General features: G+C 51.0%; 17 protein-coding genes and 1 pseudogene. 12 read left to right on the top strand and 6 right to left on the bottom strand.

Translation table 11 applies throughout. The features are described from left to right. Positions 1 to 80 precede the first annotated feature (80 nt). A complete protein-coding gene (metC, locus tag FOC35_RS11625; RefSeq protein ID WP_172568959.1) occupies positions 81 to 1,271 on the bottom strand; it encodes a cystathionine beta-lyase in 1,191 nt (396 codons plus the stop codon). A gap of 43 nt (positions 1,272 to 1,314) precedes the next feature. After that, positions 1,315 to 2,559, bottom strand: a complete 1,245-nt coding sequence (locus FOC35_RS11620; RefSeq protein ID WP_172568958.1) for a dicarboxylate/amino acid:cation symporter — start codon at positions 2,557 to 2,559, stop codon at positions 1,315 to 1,317. A 226-nt stretch (positions 2,560 to 2,785) separates the two neighbouring features. On the opposite strand from FOC35_RS11620, the gene FOC35_RS11615 reads away from it, so the two are divergent. Then, positions 2,786 to 3,709 (top strand): LysR family transcriptional regulator, encoded by a 924-nt coding sequence (locus tag FOC35_RS11615; RefSeq protein ID WP_016538264.1) that lies wholly within the window; start codon positions 2,786 to 2,788, stop codon positions 3,707 to 3,709. Between the two features lie 40 nt (positions 3,710 to 3,749). Here the strand turns inward: FOC35_RS11615 and FOC35_RS11610 are convergent. From FOC35_RS11610 to FOC35_RS11600, 3 genes and pseudogenes are all read right to left on the bottom strand, one after another. Continuing rightward, a pseudogene (locus FOC35_RS11610) lies at positions 3,750 to 4,180 on the bottom strand (cell filamentation protein Fic); the annotation flags it as partial. Between the two features lie 79 nt (positions 4,181 to 4,259). Beyond that, positions 4,260 to 5,444 carry an anthrax toxin-like adenylyl cyclase domain-containing protein gene (locus tag FOC35_RS11605; protein WP_172568957.1) on the bottom strand — a complete coding sequence of 395 codons (1,185 nt, stop codon included), beginning with the start codon at positions 5,442 to 5,444 and terminating at the stop codon, positions 4,260 to 4,262. Between the two features lie 107 nt (positions 5,445 to 5,551). Next, entirely contained in the window at positions 5,552 to 5,884 is a 333-nt protein-coding gene (locus FOC35_RS11600; RefSeq protein WP_172568956.1) for a YegP family protein, read from the bottom strand. A gap of 218 nt (positions 5,885 to 6,102) precedes the next feature. On the opposite strand from FOC35_RS11600, the gene FOC35_RS11595 reads away from it, so the two are divergent. From FOC35_RS11595 to FOC35_RS11565, 7 genes are all read left to right on the top strand, one after another. Then, positions 6,103 to 6,813: a Crp/Fnr family transcriptional regulator gene (locus FOC35_RS11595; protein ID WP_371810688.1), complete on the top strand. Its 711-nt coding sequence runs from the start codon at positions 6,103 to 6,105 to the stop codon at positions 6,811 to 6,813. Between the two features lie 59 nt (positions 6,814 to 6,872). Next, on the top strand, positions 6,873 to 7,619 hold the full coding sequence (locus tag FOC35_RS11590) for a nucleoside phosphorylase (RefSeq protein WP_172568955.1): 747 nt from the start codon (positions 6,873 to 6,875) through the stop codon (positions 7,617 to 7,619). Between the two features lie 2 nt (positions 7,620 to 7,621). Continuing rightward, the gene (gene pnuC / locus FOC35_RS11585) at positions 7,622 to 8,338 is read left to right on the top strand and encodes a nicotinamide riboside transporter PnuC (protein WP_172568954.1); all 717 of its coding nucleotides are present in this window, start codon (positions 7,622 to 7,624) and stop codon (positions 8,336 to 8,338) included. 465 nt (positions 8,339 to 8,803) lie between these two features. Next, complete coding sequence (gene sodC, locus FOC35_RS11580; protein ID WP_216845762.1) at positions 8,804 to 9,331, top strand: superoxide dismutase family protein; 528 nt, start codon at positions 8,804 to 8,806, stop codon at positions 9,329 to 9,331. Then, positions 9,328 to 9,852, top strand: a complete 525-nt coding sequence (locus FOC35_RS11575) for a DUF3455 domain-containing protein (RefSeq protein WP_172568953.1) — start codon at positions 9,328 to 9,330, stop codon at positions 9,850 to 9,852. The genes sodC and FOC35_RS11575 overlap by 4 nt, the downstream gene beginning before the upstream one ends. A 203-nt stretch (positions 9,853 to 10,055) precedes the next feature. Then, the gene (locus FOC35_RS11570) at positions 10,056 to 10,313 is read left to right on the top strand and encodes a helix-turn-helix domain-containing protein (protein ID WP_172568952.1); all 258 of its coding nucleotides are present in this window, start codon (positions 10,056 to 10,058) and stop codon (positions 10,311 to 10,313) included. 3 nt (positions 10,314 to 10,316) lie between these two features. Continuing rightward, positions 10,317 to 11,618 (top strand): type II toxin-antitoxin system HipA family toxin, encoded by a 1,302-nt coding sequence (locus tag FOC35_RS11565; protein ID WP_172568951.1) that lies wholly within the window; start codon positions 10,317 to 10,319, stop codon positions 11,616 to 11,618. Between the two features lie 31 nt (positions 11,619 to 11,649). Here FOC35_RS11565 and FOC35_RS11560 read toward each other — a convergent pair whose 3' ends face one another. Next, entirely contained in the window at positions 11,650 to 12,081 is a 432-nt protein-coding gene (locus FOC35_RS11560; protein WP_172568950.1) for a hypothetical protein, read from the bottom strand. A 123-nt stretch (positions 12,082 to 12,204) separates the two neighbouring features. On the opposite strand from FOC35_RS11560, the gene FOC35_RS11555 reads away from it, so the two are divergent. The 4 genes from FOC35_RS11555 to FOC35_RS11540 all read left to right on the top strand — a co-directional run bounded on the left by FOC35_RS11555 (position 12,205) and on the right by FOC35_RS11540 (position 18,355). Further along, a protein-coding gene (locus FOC35_RS11555) for an IS3 family transposase (protein WP_172568949.1) occupies positions 12,205 to 13,352 on the top strand; the annotation gives its coding sequence in 2 pieces (ribosomal slippage) (positions 12,205 to 12,442 and positions 12,442 to 13,352; 1,149 coding nt in all). A gap of 420 nt (positions 13,353 to 13,772) precedes the next feature. Continuing rightward, entirely contained in the window at positions 13,773 to 14,429 is a 657-nt protein-coding gene (locus tag FOC35_RS11550; RefSeq protein ID WP_172568948.1) for an inovirus Gp2 family protein, read from the top strand. A gap of 570 nt (positions 14,430 to 14,999) precedes the next feature. Then, positions 15,000 to 17,195 carry a Piwi domain-containing protein gene (locus FOC35_RS11545; protein WP_106441120.1) on the top strand — a complete coding sequence of 732 codons (2,196 nt, stop codon included), beginning with the start codon at positions 15,000 to 15,002 and terminating at the stop codon, positions 17,193 to 17,195. Beyond that, the gene (locus tag FOC35_RS11540) at positions 17,183 to 18,355 is read left to right on the top strand and encodes a hypothetical protein (protein WP_254065282.1); all 1,173 of its coding nucleotides are present in this window, start codon (positions 17,183 to 17,185) and stop codon (positions 18,353 to 18,355) included. The genes FOC35_RS11545 and FOC35_RS11540 overlap by 13 nt, the downstream gene beginning before the upstream one ends. Positions 18,356 to 18,460: the final 105 nt, after the last annotated feature.

Here is an 18,460-nt window from a genome sequence, read left to right as displayed (position 1 = left end):
AATATTTTATTCCAAGCGAAGGGGAATAGCGGAATAACCCGGGAGGAAAAGCCGCCCCTGCGGGCGGCGAAGGCGGGAAATCAGGCAATGCGGGCGAAACCGGCTTCCAGGTCGGCTATCAGTTCTTCAACATTTTCCAGGCCGATGTGCACGCGCACCAACGTGCCGGTGAAGTCTACCTTTCCGGCCGGGCGAATTTCGTTCAGCTCTTCCGGCTGGTTTGCGAGGATGAGCGATTCAAACCCGCCCCAGGAATACGCCATATGGAACAATGTGAAGTTATCGAGATAACCGGCAAGCTGCTCGTCCGACAGGCGATTTTTCAGCACAAAGGAGAACAGGCCGGAGCTGCCTGAAAAATCACGCGCGAAGAACGAGTGCCCCGGGCATTCGGCCAGCGCGGGATGATTCACCCGCTCCACCAGCGGATGAGCCGACAGCCAGCGGGCAATCGCGATACTGCTTTCCTCATGCTGCTTCAGCCTCACGCCCAGCGTACGCAGGCCGCGGGCGGCCATATACGCCGTATCAGCATCAAGCGTCTGGCCCATCAGGTATGAGTTCTCGCGCAGGCGATCCCAACAACGCTCATTGGCCACCGCCGTGCCCAGCATGCCGTCCGAATGGCCGATGGTGTATTTGGTTCCCGCCTGAATCGAAATATCCACGCCGTAATCCAGGGCGCGGAACAACACGCCTGCGGCCCAGGTGTTATCCAGCATGATGACAATTTCCGGGTTAACGGCGCGGATTGCCTTAATCATGCCGGGAACGTCCTGAACTTCCATGGTAATAGAACCGGGAGACTCCAGGAAAACGACCCGGGTATTCGGCTGAATAAGCCCGGCGATCCCGGCTCCGATCATTGGATCATAGTAAGTCGTTGAGACATTGAATTTATTCAGGATCTTATTACAGAAGTCCTGCGTTGGCTCATAGGCCGCGCCGGTCATCAGGATATGGTCTCCGCCGCTGACGAAGGCCAGAATCGCATTGGTGACCGCAGCCGCGCCGCACGGATAAAGCGAGCACCCGGCTCCGCCTTCCAGGTCGGTCATCGCCTTCTGGAAGGAGAAATGCGTCAGCGTGCCTCTGCGCCCGTAAAACAGCTCGCCTTTCGCCCGGTTGGCGGTGGCAAATTTTTTGTCTTTAACGCTGTCAAAAACCAGCGAAGAGGCGCGCTGAATTACCGCGTTTACCGCGCCTTGGGTATAGCGTTTTTCACGCCCTGCGGTGACCAGCTGGGTTTCAAGATGCATTTTCTTTTTCATAAAATTCTCCCGTTATTTCCTTATTTCATTCCATTTAGATGAGTTAGCCAGCGAGGCTGTCTGCCGCCAGCGGGGCGCTTGCTGCGGGTTCACCGCGCTTCTTTCCGGCGAAGCGTTCAACAATTTGTGCCGCATTAAGATCGTGGATAACGTTGATGAGCGTGGCGGGTGCGTCAGTTATGGTGCCGAGCACCACCAGCAGCGGGATGGCCTCCATCGGCAGGCCGAGCGTGGTGACGATAAAGATTTCCCCGAGGAAAGCTCCGCCCGGCACGCCGCCAACGATAATGGCGGACAGCACGGCAATCAGCATTGCGAGGAAGAAGGTTTCGCTGGTAAACGGCAGGCCGAGAACCGAATAGATAAAGACGATTTTCAGCGCGGCAATCATCGCTACGCCGCCTTTATTAAGGTTCACCAGCAGCGGAATAGAGACATCGACAATTTCAGGATTGATGCCCATCGCCTTACCCGCGCGTAGCGTAACCGGTAGCGTACCGAGCGAAGAGCAGGTGCCCAGCGCGGTCGCTGAAGGCTCAATAGCGTGCCGCCAGAAGGCTTTCACCGCCGGCACTCCGCCGCCAATCCACGAGTAGAAAATGGAACCCAGCACGTAGTAGATAAGCGTTGCGGCCATAAACAGCCCGATTGCGCGAGCGAAGGTCATTAGCAGCCCTGCGTCCTGGCTCGCCATAGTGGCAGCGAAATAACAACCCAGACCAATTGGTGCCACCTTCATGATAATTGAGACAATTTTCATGATAACTGTGTTGGCATCTTGCAGCAGAGCGGCGATGCGTTTGCCCGCCTCTGCCGACTGGCCAATCGCCACCCCGGCGATAATGGCGATGACGATCAGCGCCAGAATGTTCGACTTGGAAAACAGGCCGACGAAGTCGCTGGTGGTCACCATGCTGACAAAATCCATCTCTCCCGCGCCGCTTTTAACCGAGTGGGAAAGATCGATAGTCACGCCCTGGGCCGGGTTGTACCAGAGCGCCAGCAGCACAATGCCCGCGGCAGGAATAAGCGCCATGGCGATAGACACAATAAAAATAACCACCATGATGCGGCCAAGCCGCTTGAGGTCGGTCATGCCGGCGATAGAAGACATCACGCTGACGCCAACCAGCGGCACAATAATCATAAACAACAGGTTGAGGAATATTTGCCCGATGGGCTGTAATTTAATGGCGTAAGACGGGGCATAAATACCCAGCAGGCCACCGATAATAAGCGCAAATAAAAGAACGAATGATGATTTGTAGGGTTCGAGGCGTGTCCACATAAAGGATACCTTCTCAATAAAAGTAATAATAACTGGGACGAAAATCACAATTACCAACTGCTGCAATTAAATCCCCGGGGCTTTTGTGATGTAAATCACTAATGATGTATAAAATTCATTTTCTCACTTCTTTATTTACCTCAACTCAATAGTTACACTTTTATAATTGGATTGGTATGGGGAATTAATACCGTTTCCGCAAATCACTTGTGAGTAAAAGGAAATAATGAGCGCGCCAATTTCACTCAAGCATCTTGAGGTTTTCGTCAAAATTATCGACTGCGGGGGGCTGACTGAAGCGGCGGCTCAGCTCAGCGTCTCGCCTTCTGCGGTGAGTAAGAGCCTGGCAGCGCTGGAGGATTTGCTGGGCACTACGTTGATAAAAAGAACCACCCGCAGCATTACGCTTACCGATGCTGGGCAATATTTGTTTAACCGCGCTAATAAGTTAATTAAGGAATTTGACGATACGCTGAATACCACATCCAGTTATTACAACAATCCACAGGGGGAATTACGCATAACCTGCTCTATTGCCTTCGGCTATGCCAGACTGGTCAACCTTGTTGATAAATATCGGGCGCATTTCCCGGATGTAAATCTTTATATCGACCTTAACGATAACTTTATTAATCTTAATGAATCCGACTTTGATATCGCCCTGCGAATATCCACCTCTCCGCCGCAAAATTACGCCATGCGCAAGCTGGCCCCTGTGCGCTGGGCCTACTGCGCCACCGCGGACTATCTCAGCAAGAAAGGAATGCCGGGCAAACGCACCGACCTGGTGACCCACGACTGCCTGGTTTACCCCGGGCTGACGCCGTTAATTAAAACCACCGACGAACACGATCGGCAGCATCAGTTAAAAATGCGCACGCCCATCCAGGCGAACAGCAGCCTGGTGCTGCTCAAATCGGTGCTGGAAAACCAGGGCGTGGCCTACCTGCCCACTTACCTGATTGGCGACCATATTCAAAAAGATGAGCTCACCCCCCTGCTGCTGGACGGCATCATCACCTATGAAACCCACGCGCTGTACGCCCTCTACTTCCCGAGCAAATACAGCAACCCAAAGGTCAGATCGTTTATTGATTTCCTGGTTGAGCAACTTGCGCCGCAGCCAGCCTGGGACAGCTGGATACCTTAACGAGGGAGAAGTGGTTTACAGTCAAACAGAGCAAGGCTGCTTAGCCGGCACGATAAGTCGTGTAAATCTTTTGTACTTCAGGATCATCCAGACTTTCATATGAGACATTTTCTTTGTCCAACCCATCCAGCCCTCTGATACCGCCGATAATCTGCGGCCAGCTATCACGGCTGGCAATACTGACGACAAAGGGTTGCAGATATCTATCCAGATGCCGTTTAGAAGGCTCCCCGATCTCATTGCTGAGCGCCCGCAGATAATCATCTTTATTGGTCTGCGACCCATTGATGGTAAATCCGGCCCGAAAAGCCAGTTCCATAAATACCAGCAGAATAGTGCGACCATTTCCGTCAAGAAAAGATAGAAATCTGAGAAAAGAATTTCGTGGACTTTAAGAATCGATGAGTAGCTTACGACTTCCGTCTCAGCCAAATAAGCGAGTGCATCTTCAATACTTAACTCGAAAACAAGAAGCACATTGGGATAATGATGTCTCCAGGCGGCACTGGCTCGCCCCGGCCAGGCTCAAACACTCTTCAGGTAGTAAAACTCAACGGGGCCTTGCCAGCAAAGCCGCCTCGACTTTGGCTCGCGCATCGTCAAAACGGGGGCTGCGGGCCCTGAGCACTTCTTTCTCCCATAACGGGTTCAGCGGCACATGGTAGCCTGCGTTTTTGGCCTGCATTACCAGCTCCGCAAGCTCATCTTTGTTCTCTATTACGCACAGCGCGTTGAAGCGCCCTATCCTGCCGGGCAAAGCGAAGATTGCCGGATAATTACTTTCCGGGTCGGTAACCGGGTTGGCGCTGTCCGTCGCGTGGTGGACCACCGGCTCGCCTTTGCCCACCAGCGCCTGATTAATCACGCCAACCATATTCCGTACTCTTTGCGACGAGTTGCCCATCTCTTCGTCGCTCTTGCGGTAGAAGCTGGCGGCGTCTTCGTAGTCGCGCCTTAGTTCCGGGTGAAGCGGGAGCTTACTGTAGCTTTCCAGCCGCTGGCGGAAGATCTGATGCGAGACGTCCGGCACCTGCAAATTGTCCTCCCGCCCCAGGTCGCGGACGTGCGGGGCGATAAGCATTAAATCGTAATCTGCGGTGAAGGCTCGTGCCTGCGAATGCGGGGCAAGCACCTCAAGCGGCACGCCTTTGTGCAGGATGCGATAACTCGCTTCTCCGGGGCCCGGCAGCCGCTGCGCTTCAAACTCATAATGCTCTCCGCTTGGCCCACTGGAGCGGACTCTGCAAACGCCTTTTGCATCTTCGGCAGAGAATTGCCCCAGCATGCCGCTCTGAAACAGGCTTTGCAGGCGGCTTTGGGAGACGTCTAGCGGCACTGCCGCCGCATAGCCTTCGCGTATGCAGGACTGCGTTTGCTGGTTGAATTTGGCTATACGCTCGCCTGCGTCGCGCTCCAGTTTGCTGAAACGCTGGTCAACGCAGATAAACCCCGCCTGCGGCCCCCAGGAAGCGCTTTTCCCCTTGATATGGAACCCCTTGGTCGGGTGCCCCGCCGCAATCAGGTCCGTCGCCAGTTTATCTACCGGGCGAATACCGATGATGCAGTTGTATTCAGAGGCAACGCGCTGCAAAGGCAGAAGATGGGTGGGCACCATCCCCGTTTTAGCCGTGATCTGCGCGACCTGCTGCTCGAGCGCGTTGCGGCCAGGCCTGCTGGCAGCCTGCGTGGCATTGGCAGGAAGGCTGAAGGGAACAAGAGGAACGCCAACTTTCATTACGGGCCAGCTCCGGTGGGCATCAGGTATTTATCCAGCCCTGGCCTCGCCGGGGCAGCATCACGCAGAGGCACCATGATGGCGTGTGCTGCCCCTTTGCATCACCGTTAAGTGTTGTCTTTCACCGTTTCAGTTCCACCGTTGGTTTTCACCGAGGCGATACCTTTCTCGCGCGAGGCTTCGCTGGCGTACATCTGGCTGGTGCCAATCACCTGATGGTTCCCGGCTTTGAGGTTGAAATAGAACTTACCGTTGGCGGCAACCTTCCGGTCGTAGCGCTCATCTAAGGGGCTATTGGTGCGCACGGAGGCAATGCCGTTATCCGCCGAGCTGCGCGTTGTATACAGCTCACTGGTGAGAATGACTTCGCCGTTTCCGGCCTTGAGAACGAACTTATATTGCCCGTCGCTGCTTTTGCTTAAGTCGAACCAACCTGACATGTTAACTCCTTGATTAAAATCATAAACAGTTAATGGATTGGGTGAACTACAAAATGAGTATGTACGAAAAACCGGCAACCTGCTTACTGCCTCTTTTACCCTGCCGGGACAAATGTCCTGACCGTTACGCCGATTTAAGATCCCGCTGGCAGTTTTCAGGCTAATCTGTTGGCAACGCAGGACGGGCGTCCTGTCCTTATTTGACGGGAAATTTTATATTGAGCAGCATGAAAAGCGAGAGCAGGCAGAGCGACTGGCTAAGCGTCATAGAAAGAGTGACCGGTGACCCGGTGCTGTACGAACTGTTGAAATATTGCCCGCTGGACATTTTACGCAGCTGGCAGCTGAAGCAGTTTCCCCGCGGGGCGCTGGTTTTTCGCCAGGGTGAAATATGCAGCGAGTTTCACCTGATAATAAAAGGCGAAATTGACGTATTTACCACCGCCGACGATGGCCGTAAATACTCCCAGGCGCGCTATAAAAAAGGCGACATGCTGGGTGAACTGGAGATATTCGAACAGCGCCAGTACATCTGCTCGGTGGAAGCGGTTAGCGATGCGGCGTTATTAGTTTTAGCCCGGGAAGATTTTTGCCGCTGGCTGGCGTTAGATAACTACTTTAATCAAAAAATATTACAGGCCGTTAGCCACCAGTATTACCAGCTATCGAAAAAGGCCGGAGAAGACATTCTTTATTCGTTACATCAGCGTATTTGCCTGGTTTTATGGCAAAAGTTCCTGCAAACCGGGAGCAATACGCCCCAAAGCATTGTGATTAACAAGCAGCAATTAAGCGAGCAATTCGCCGTTGCGCCACGCAGTATTAACCGGATTTTATCCGAGCTGCGGGAAGAAAATATTATCGCGATTAACGGCGAGCAGATTCAGGTTATTGACCCACAACGCCTGCACCAGCACGCCGAACATTAACTAAAACGATAAACCCGGAGCCCTTTTAAATGGCTCGCTCTACGACCAGGTAAAACACCATGACCCAACTCCAGCCCCATATCCGGCTCAGCCGGGAGATGACGCACGCCCGTTATGCGCTGCTGCCGGGCGACCCGAAACGCGTGGAACACGTCGCCAGACATCTGGACAACGTGGAAGACTTTGGCAGTAACCGGGAATACCGCTCCCTGCGCGGCTGGTTCCGGGGCGTGGAAGTCCTGGTGATGTCCACCGGCATGGGCGGGCCTTCAACCGCCATCGCCGTGGAAGAGTTGCGCCAGATTGGCGTCACCAACCTTATCCGCATCGGCAGCTGCGGTGCTATGCAAAACCATATTCGCCTCGGCGACCTGGTGATTGCCACCGCCGCCGTTCGCGACGAAGGCACCAGCAAGATGTACATCGACCCCGGCTACCCGGCCTGCGCGGACATCGGCCTGGTACACCACATGGCGCAGCAGGCTAAGCACCTGGGCTACCCGAGCCACTGCGGCTACGTGCGCAGCCACGACAGCTTCTACACCGAGCGGGAAGACGAGATTAACCAGTACTGGTCCGCCAAAGGCATTCTGGCGGCGGACATGGAAACCGCTCCGCTGATGGTGGTCGGCTCGCTTCGCGGAATGCGTATTGCCTCGGTGCTTAACGTGGTGGTTGAGCACAGCGGCAGCCTGGAAGAAGGCATTAATAACTACCAGCAGCAGGAACATACCTGCCAGCAGGGTGAATCCCGCGAGATCTTACTCGCCCTCGAAGCGCTCTACCTTGACAGCCAGGAGCAGTAATCATGGATTTCTTCAGTATTAAGAATGTGATGGTCACCATCCCGCTCGGCGAAGGCGGCTACGCGCTGTCCTGGATTGAGGCTATCGGCACCGTTTTCGGCCTGCTTTGCATCTGGTTTGCCAGCAAAGAGAAAATAATTAACTACCTGTTTGGCCTGATCAACGTCACGCTGTTTGCCGCGATCTTCTTCCAGATCCAGCTTTACGCCAGCCTGCTGTTACAAGTGTTCTTCTTCGCCGCCAACCTTTACGGCTGGTACGCCTGGAGCCGCCAGAACGAGGCCAACGAAGCCGCGCTGAAAATCCGCTGGCTGCCGCGCAGCAAAGCCATAACCCTGGCACTGGTTTGCGCCGTTGCCATCGCCCTGATGACCTTCTTTATCGACCCGGTATTCGCGGTGCTGACCCGCATTGCGGTGGGCGTGATGCAAAGCCTTGGCGTGGCGGTAGAAATGCCTCAGCTCCAGCCGGACGCCTTCCCGCTCTGGGACTCTGCAATGTTGATCCTCTCCATTGCGGCCATGGTGCTGATGACGCGTAAATACGTCGAAAACTGGCTGCTGTGGATAGTCATCGACGTGATCAGCGTGGTTATCTACGCCATTCAGGGCGTGTACGCCATGTCCCTGGAGTACATCCTGCTGACGGCGATTGCGGTGATGGGTTCCGTGGCGTGGATTAAGAGCGCTAAGCTGATTGGCTCCCGGCCTCTGGAATAATTAGTGTTGTTTATCGGGGCCGCTTAGCGGCCCTTTTCATGTCAGATATATCTGATATATAAAGCCTGATGAAAATAAAAAGCTTTTTATTAATCTCGTTACTTTAAGCGACGGGCCAGGCCTCTCTCAGCTTAATCATCTATGCTTTATTCACGGCTTAGCAACTTCATTATTTTTAACGATCGTTAGACGACTATTTTCACTTCCCTGAACCTCTGTTTATCCGTTTTAAATTTTCATTCAGACACCATCCTCTAATCAACCATGACAGCAGGATAACCTTATGAAAATATTATTCTTTAAAATCTTCAGGCTGATATTTACACCACAATTTTACCTATCAGAGCAATCAAACAAGCGGGAGAACAGTTTGTTATAACCAGCTGGCTACGGCGTATAAGACCGCAGCAGAAAATGTTGCGACATCTGTCTCTGTGCACCATCAGATAAAATACAGGGTTAACTATGTACATGTTGAAAACGCTAAAACAGACGCTTTGTATTGCCGCCCTGGCCTGTACCGGCCTGGCGCAGGCTGCCACCGTAACCATGAACACCGTGGACGCCAGCGGTGCCTCCCCCCCGGCGGGCACCGTTGAATACCACGCCACCCCGTATGGCGTGCTGTTCACCCCGAACCTGAAAGGCCTGCCGCCGGGTATTCACGGGTTCCACGTTCACACTAACCCGAACTGCGGCCCGGCAATGCAGGACGGTAAAATGGTGGCGGGCCTGGCGGCTGGCGGCCACTTCGACCCGGCGCATACCGGGAAGCATGAAGGCCCGTGGGGCAATGGCCACCTCGGCGACCTGCCGGCTCTGTATGTGGACAGCGACGGGACGGCAACCTACCCGGTGCTGGCCCCGCGCCTGCGGCTGGCCGACCTTAAAGGCCACTCGCTGATGGTCCACGCCGGGGGCGACAACCACTCAGACCACCCGGCAATGCTGGGCGGCGGCGGCGCACGTATTGTTTGCGGAGTCACACAATGAGAAGCGGCCTCTTAAGCGCGGTCTGTCTCACGCTGATGGCGAGCGGCTTACCGGCCCTGGCAAACGCGGCTGCCCCCTCCATAGACGCGCCAAAAGACGAGCACCTGCAAACCGAGCTTTATGCCCGTGGCGTGCAGATTTACCGCTGCGCGGCGGCGGACGCAGATGCGAAAACCGGCAACTGGGTGTTCCAGGCCCCGGAAGCGGACCTGTTCAGCGACAAAGGCCTGAAGCACCTGGTTGCGAAACACTTCGACGGCCCGCACTGGCAGGCAACGGACGGCAGCGTGGTAGCCGCAACGGTAAGCGCCACTCGCCCGGCGAAAGATAAAGGCGCGATCCCGTGGCTGCTGCTGACCGGCACCGCTGAACCGCAGCCGGGCCTGTTCACCAGCGTGAGCAGCATCCAGCGCGTGGACACTCACGGCGGCGTAACGGGGCCAACGGCCTGCGACCCGGCAACGTTTGGCGCAACGCTGAAAGTGCCCTACACCGCAACCTACCGTTTTTACAGCAAATAACCGCCAACAAAGTCCTGGCTGCGGAGCCGGGACTTTTGTTTAATGGGTGTGACTTTATTAGTCACAATGGGAAGACATCTCTGCCAGTTCATCAAAAACCTTATCCCCTATAAAGGATAAATTGCATTTAACCCCCACAGAGGATAATCTTATTTTAACCCCTACAGGGGATTTTATTAAAATATCCGCTAAAGGGGATAATAATGAAAGTAACGTCACCGACCTCACTGGCTTACGCAGTCAAAGACCAACGAAAAATCAATAAACTGACTCAAACCAAAACCGCGGAGATGATTGGAATCAAGCAAACAACTGTCTCTGATTTCGAAAACAGACCGGAATCCACCAAGCTGGAGACATTATTTAAAATCCTCTCAGCACTGGATCTTGAACTCCATGTGGTGAAAAAAGACACAAACATGGATGAGAGAACAGCCGGGTACTGGACAAAGGAGTGGTAAGAGATGAGAACACAGACTCTGACAGTTGCCATGAACGGCGATGTGGTGGGCACATTGTACCGGGACGGCAGCGGCGCGATGTCATTTCAGTACGTACCCGAGTGGCTATCTGAACCCGGCGCACGCGCAATTTCGTTGTCACTTCCCCTCCAGCACAGCCGCATAAGAGGAAAAGAAGTTTTCAATTTCTTCAGCAACCTTTTACCCGATTCCGAGGTAATTATTGCCCGAATGCAGGCCCGCTTCCATGTAGAAACTGCACACCCTTTCGATCTGTTAGCAAGTGTCGGGCGTGACTGCGTGGGTGCCATACAGCTTTATCCTCCTGGTAGTGACATTCCCTCCGTCATGGAAACGCTGGCAAAGCCGTTGGATGACTATCAGATAGAAATCCTACTGGATGGTTACCAGACGGCTCCGCTGGGAATGGAAGAAGGTGCTGATTTTCGTATTTCATTGGCCGGAGCCCAGGAAAAAACTGCACTACTCTGGTATCAGGCACGCTGGCAAAGGCCGCAGGGTAGCACCCCGACCAGCCACATTTTCAAACTCCCGATAGGCAGAATAGAGCAGAATAATATTGACCTGAGTGAAAGCTGCGAAAACGAGTGGCTGTGTTTGCGTATTGCCAGGGCATTTGGATTCCCGGTTGCAAATGCAGAACTTGCCGTATTTGGTCAAAAGAAAGTGCTGGTAGTCGAACGTTTTGACCGAAGATGGTCTCGCGATGGTTGGCTGCTGCGGCTGCCCCAGGAGGACTTTTGCCAGGCATTGGGCGTTGCCCCGGCACTGAAATATGAGTCGCACGGGGGACCGGGTATAGCGGACGCAATGAAATTATTGTTGGGCTCTCGTGTTGCAATGCAGGATCGTGAAATGTTCTTTAAAACACAGATCCTCTTTTGGATGCTGGCCGCTATAGACGGCCACGGGAAGAATTTTAGCTTGTTCATCGAGCCAGAATCATCATTTCGTATGACCCCTTTGTACGATGTTATGTCTGCCTTCCCGATCTTTGAAACGGGCGGTATTCCTCTCAAAAAAGCGAAGATGGCAATGGCATTACAAGGGAAGAATCGGCAGTATCATTTCTCGATGGTCCAACCTCGGCATTTCATCAGCACTGCCGATAGCGTCGGATTTTCTCCGAAAGCGGCGTTCGACCTTATGCAGGAAATGGCCGCTCGTACAGAGGAAGTTATCACAACGGTGACAGCAGAACTGCCAGCCGGTTTCCCCAAACAAATTAGCGATGCTATTTTCAATGGATTATCCCGACAGGCGGCTCGGATTATCAGAGGGTAATATTTTAGGCTGGCAGCCTTGCATCAGGCTGCTAACGCACTCCGTTATCCGTAATGCTAATCACTGGCATCACCGAAGTATTGCCATCGTAGAACAAATCAGAGTTGGTGAACGAATAGACCCGGCCAGTTAGCGTAACATTGATATGACTGGCATAGCCTGTGACCTTTGCATCCCCCACATCCGCAACCAGAAACGGAACACGTTTCTTCAGGTGAGGCATTGGGTCACCTGACAGGTTGCCGTCCAGATAATAGCGATAGATCTCCGAAACCGTGGCTCCACCGCCGTTGTAGCGAGTGATATATAAAAACGTGGTCGCTGTGACTTTTTGGCGGGAGAAAAACACATCATCCCGAGAGCCATTGAAGTAATACTGATACGCAGCAAAGCTCACAACAAGCAACAGCAGCACACCGGTTAAGGTGCAGTGCAGCCGCTTAATAACCGTTCTGTTTAGCATAATCTATTCCCTGTTTAATCCAGAACTGGTCGTGTGGGTCATATCAACAGGATCTCACTTTGAATCGCCACGGGTTTAACAGACACTTCGGAGTCATTTAAGATGACTTAAAGAGAGGTGCCCATGAGCGGTAAACGTTATCCCGAAGAGTTTAAAATTGAAGCAGTCAAACAGGTTATTGGTCGCGGTCATTCTGTTTCCAGCGTTGCAACACGTCTCGATATCACCACCCACAGCCTTTACGCCTGGATAAAGAAGTACGGTCCGGACTCATCCACTAATAAAGAACAGTCAGATGCTCAGGCCGAGATCCGCCGACTCCAGAAAGAGCTGAAGCGGGTTACTGATGAACGGGACATATTAAAAAAAGCCGCGGCGTACTTCGCAAAGCTGTCCGACTGAGGTACGCCTTTATTCGTGACAACTCCCGTTGCTGGCCTGTTCGTCTGCTCTGCAGGGTGCTGAATGTTCATCCCAGTGGCTTTTACGCCTGGTTTAAGCAACCGTATTCTCAGCGCCACCAGGTAGATCTGAGACTGACGGGACAGATCAAACAGTTCTGGCTGGAGTCCGGTTGCGTTTATGGTTATCGCAAGATCCATCTGGACTTGCGGGATAGCGGGCAACAGTGCGGAGTGAACAGAGTCTGGCGACTGATGAATCGTGCCGGGATAAAGGCTCAGGTCGGGTACCGGAGCCCGCGGGCACACAAAGGCGAGGCCAGTATCGTATCGCCCAACAGGCTCCAGCGACAGTTCAATCCGGATGCTCCGGATAAGCGTTGGGTAACGGACATAACCTACATCAGGACCCACGAAGGCTGGCTGTATCTTGCTGTGGTTGTTGATCTGTTCTCACGCAAAATTATCGGCTGGTCAATGCAATCCCGGATGACAAAGGACATTGTCCTGAATGCACTGCTGATGGCTTTATGGCGGCGTAATCCCCAAAAACAGGTGCTGGTTCACTCGGACCAGGGCAGTCAGTACACCAGCCATGAGTGGCAGTCGTTCCTGAAATCACACGGCCTGGAGGGGAGCATGAGCCGTCGCGGTAACTGTCACGATAATGCGGTTGCAGAAAGCTTTTTCCAGTTGCTGAAACGCGAACGGATAAAGAAAAAGATCTACGGAACGCGGGAAGAAGCCCGCAGCGATATTTTTGATTACATCGAAATGTTTTATAACAGTAAGCGTCGGCATGGTTCGAGCAATCAGATGTCACCGACAGAATATGAAAACCAGTATTATCAACGGCTCGGAAGTGTCTAGATTATCCGTGGCGATTCAATCCGCTGATTTGAGCCGCTCGAAATGCGACGCATACATAACCATTCCAGGGCAAATACATATTTTATGGAACAGCTAACTTCGGAGTAATTATTGCCATTGAAACAATAAGTTAAGCCTTGCCCCAAAAGGTTACGCTAAGCGGAACTGATGTCGGATAGGTAGTATTTACCTGTGGGGTAAGACCCAGAAACCTCTTAATAGCCATATAATACAAACACTTAAATAACCCCCTGCAGGGCATAAGGCTGTAATAACCAGAGCCGTATGCTAAGTCACAAGCAACGCCTGACCAGTATCCCCGTCAGCGTTAATTCCTGAATCTCTCAATCACCATGCCTGTATGTGTTTCAGGAAGGCAGCTCTATGCCTGCTGTTTCCCGACAGGTGGAGGAATCCATTATGTTTTTGTTCGATGACATCATCCATCCAATGGTAGTGGACCAACGCCATGAACCTTTCAACGAAACCTATCTGCAACGTATCGAAGGTGTACTCTGTAACGCACTGCAGGATCATCCACAAACCACGGTAATCAGGGTGGATTTACACTTACCGGAAGCCGGAGATGTGGGTGACAGTATTGTCAGTGATGCTGACTTAAGCCCGGGACTAATGTCCCGCTTTATCGACTCACTGAAAGCTCAGATAGTCGCTTACCGACAAAGAAAAGCCAGAGAAGGTAAACGCTGCCATCGCTCTTCAGTTCGCTACGTCTGGGTGCTGGAGCAACCAGAACTGGGCGGCAAGAAGCATTATCACATGGCCCTCTTCGTCAATACAGACACGTTCAATGCTCTGGGAAGCTACGACGAACAGGGGAAAGGTCTGGCCTCTCTTGTTCAAAACGCATGGCTAAGTGCAATGAAGAAGCGTGACTGGCCTGAGTATCTGACGCTGGTGCACTTTGTTGATAACCCTCTGGCTTTCCTGGAGCTCAATAAACCGGAGTTTATGGACAAACTAAATGCACTGACTTTCCGTCTGAGCTACATGGCAAAGCATCGAACTAAACGCTATAGCAGTGCTGAACGCTCATTCGGCTGTAGTCAGGGCTGAGATTCCATACACTGTTTTTGCTGATGGCGATTTATTAACGCAACAACTTCATAGTGTGACAACCGCACCGCGATACCCTTCTCAATCCTTTTAATCTATACAACAGCATGGCGTCTGCCTGCCCTGGGATGGCAGACGTCTGCCTGTAAGAGTCCGATTATCAAGGTCAACTCCATTTAACGACCAGCCACGTAGGTCATTTTAATCATGAGATCCCGCAAGTGGAATTTAGTCAGGCTGGCAGCTATTGCATCATATTGGAGCTTTAGTGCCCTATGTGCACCGAATAATAGATCTTCATCACAGTGCGTCAAAGCATAGCCAGCACTCGTCTTAAAATCCCCAGTTTTTGCATTAGTTTAGTATAAAGTGTTAGATAATTGCTTTGTGAGTCTTAAAAACATTTCCGCTACCATGGTGGAGAAATTAATTGCTGAACAGTTACTTCCGGACACGAGTGAACCCACGGCGAGCGCCAGTCAGTTGCCAGTGTGCAAGCGCATCTCCGACTGGGAATAATTATCAAGACGCAGTATGTTGGATTTTTCACTAACACAAAAGGGGTGGGTCTTGCCGATTGTCCTGAATGCGTTTCCACTGAAAGTCCCTGACATGGAGTTGAAATTTGTCCAGATACCCTACGACAAGACAACTCTAGATAGCCTCCGCTCCTCCCATAAAATGACGCATGTCTTCCGGCGTCAGGGTGACAGTATTCAGATCTTTTCGAGTGATGGTACGTTCCCTAAATCCGGTACACCGCAGACACTGCAACTAAAGGATAATTTGGGTATCTTTTTCTCTCTGGTTAAAGATGGTCTGCTCAAGCACTTCGCTGGATTGGGTCGAACTCCTTGCGGCTTCAATCCTATCGAGGTGGTAAGTGCCCAAGCAAAAGACAATCTTTTAGCCTCAATTCTTGGTGAGGCTTATCCCTTAAAAATTTGTGCCAAGTATTCAATCGACACTCGTACTGTCCAGGGTCAACCGTGTCTTATAATTGATTGTTCAACACGTCGTGTAGTAAAAGAGAACTGCCTGTTTTTCCTAAAAACCGGATTCAATGTTATTGGTCGCTACGTCGTCACCGAGCAGGACGACGGATTTAGAAAACTTTTAGGGTTTGTAGAAAGCTGCCACGAAGGGAGAACTCTGAGTGTCATTCGTCCTGACGGCCAAGCAGTTCATGCTGAGGCTAAAGACGTTTATCTCGAAGCTAGTCGAGCAAATTTTGACGACTACATCCTTTATACGCATGGTACGAAGAAAGACTCCATTGTCGAACGCATTCGGCAATCCGTTTCCATTTTCAATGGAGGCAAGAATAAAAAAGACCGCATCGACGCCCTTAAGAAGTATATCCAAGCGACAAACATCTCGCTGCTCGATGGGACGCGTATCGAAATAGAGGATCCATCCGACATTCAAAAAGATTGCGCCCAAATGCAAAAGCCGGTGTTCGTCTTCAACGATAACGGTGAAGCAGATTGGACGGAGAAGGGTCTTACACAAAATGGCCCCTATACAAAACGTACCTTCGATAGGAACGATCCGTCAATCTGCGTGATCTGCGCCCAACATGACAGAGGGCGAGTCGAGCAGTTCGTACGTAAGCTTCTGAAAGGCATGGCTAATAGCAAATATTTTAGAAATGGTCTTGAGGGTAAATTTGCACTTGGAACCAGTCGTGTTGAAGTGTTCGAAACATCCACAAACAGCGTCGATGCATACAAAAGTGCCATCGAAGCTGCAATCCGCAAAAAAGCTGATGACGGAGGACGTTGGGATTTAGCCCTCGTACAGGTGCGACAGTCATTCAAACAACTCAAAGTTACTGATAATCCTTACTATCTTGGTAAAAGCCTATTTTACATGCACCAAGTTCCTGTACAGGATTTCACAATAGAGCTGCTATCGCAGTCTGATTATTCACTCGGCTACTCGCTTAACAACATGTCATTAGCCTGCTACGCGAAGATGGGTGGAGTACCGTGGCTGCTCAAATCATCGCCAACTCTATCCCATGAACTCGTGATCGGCATTGGCAGTGCCAATATCGTCCAAGAGCGTGGTGCCCACAATCAGCGCATCATGGGAATCACCACCGTATTTTCGGGAGACGGAAGTTACATTGTTTCGAGTACGTCCAAAGCCGTTGTGCCGGAAGCTTACTGCGAGGCCCTAACCTCTGTTCTAGGAGAGAATATAGAAAAAATACAAAGGCGAATGAATTGGCAGAAAGGCGATTCGATTCGTTTAATTTTTCATGCACAAGTCAAAAAGTTTAACAAGGAAGAGGTTCAGGCAGTCCGTGCGGTGATCGATAAGTATAGAGATTACCAGATCGAGTATGCCTTCGTTAAAATCTCAGAGAATCACGGACTCCACATGTTCGACTCTTCAACGGCAACAATGCCTAAAGGACGCCTGGCGACGCATCGCGGAAAAACGTTCAAGCTTTCTAAAAACGAAATGCTTGTTTACCTGATCGGCCAACGTGAATTACGACAAGAAACGGACGGTCATCCACGTGGTGTGATCGTCAACGTTCATAAAGACTCGACCTTCAAAGATATTAAGTATTTGAGTGCTCAGCTCTACAGTTTCGCATCACACTCCTGGCGTAGTTACTTCCCCAATCCCATGCCAGTTACCATCACTTATTCCGATCTTATCGCCCATAATTTAGGATGGTTGAATCAGCTTCCGGGCTGGAGTGACTCTGTCATGATTGGAAAAATAGGGCATTCACAATGGTTCCTATAGAGAAAGAAAACGTTTATCAGCTACGCGACTATTTTCACAGTAAGGTGATCGAATCCGCTCACATTGATCCATTTAAGTCCTGCTTTTTTAGTCTCCTGGAAGGAGTTAAAAGCTGCATTACGAATTTTAGCTTTGCGGACCTATCTTTATACCAACGCTGTGCAATTTCAGGTTTAGGTATTCTAGATGAAACTGTCTCGGTCCAAGATGTCTCTCGCCTGCTCGGACAAGCTCCCAAGATTGATTCAACACCGAGACCTTGGGTATCGGATATGTTCGGTGTAATGGCAGTGAAATGGCTAACCGCACAGATGCAAGATGAGAGCATAGATCACGAGTTCGAAAAGTGGATTTCAGGGTTTCTGGCTCAGCAGATTGAAAGCAACCATCTAAGTATCTTCGAGAAAGATATCGCGGCATATGTCAGTAACAGCGAATCAGCCTCCTTTAGTAGTGCCTGCATACCACTCTTCCTTCATTATCGAAAGTTACTGAAGATCAATAGCCATCAGAACCGACTTTCTCTTGTCGAACGTTTCATGAGCGAATTTCAAGCACAAGCTACAGAAAATCCTTCAGTTACTCTCTTGTGCGTAATGCTTTACGTTTTTAATCAAATTAATCAGGAAATTGCCATTGCTCCACCGTCTGGATGGACACTGGATGACCTGCTAGGATTTCTGGAACATATCCCTGCTGGGTTAAAACGGTGGACATGGGAGAACTCAGGTCGAACCAGAGGCGCAGAACCCGTAAAGTGGCAAGTTGAAAACGAATATCATGTTCAGAATCTGCTTTATATCCTACTTGCACCAATATTCAACGATATTGCAGATGAGGTGAATCTTCAGCCTGTCGGGCAAAAAAATCCCCGCATTGACCTTTATTTGCCATCACTGCACACAATTATTGAAGTAAAGTACCGCAAAGATACAAAAAAATCTTTTCCAACATTAATTGGAGAAATCGCCGAAGACGCTTCTCTCTATCGTGTTGACGAAATTTATAAGGATTCTTATATCATCAGCTTCCTGTGGGACTGCACACGTTCAACGCAAGAACATACGAAGTTTAAGGAGGGGGTATTGAAGATAAATGGCATTGATGGTTGCGTCGTAATAAGCGCACCTTCAACGATGAGTTTCAAAAATAAAGAATAGCTCTATTCTTCGCACACACAAAAAGAACAAAAAACTTAGCTATTGCATTAAATAACAAAAAAGCCATGGCATTGCATATGCATTTCATCTAAATAACCAATAAAA

The organism is Cedecea sp. FDAARGOS_727 (assembly GCF_012273235.1).
GTDB classification, from domain to species: domain Bacteria; phylum Pseudomonadota; class Gammaproteobacteria; order Enterobacterales; family Enterobacteriaceae; genus Cedecea; species Cedecea davisae.
This window is presented reverse-complemented; position numbering and strand designations above follow the sequence as displayed.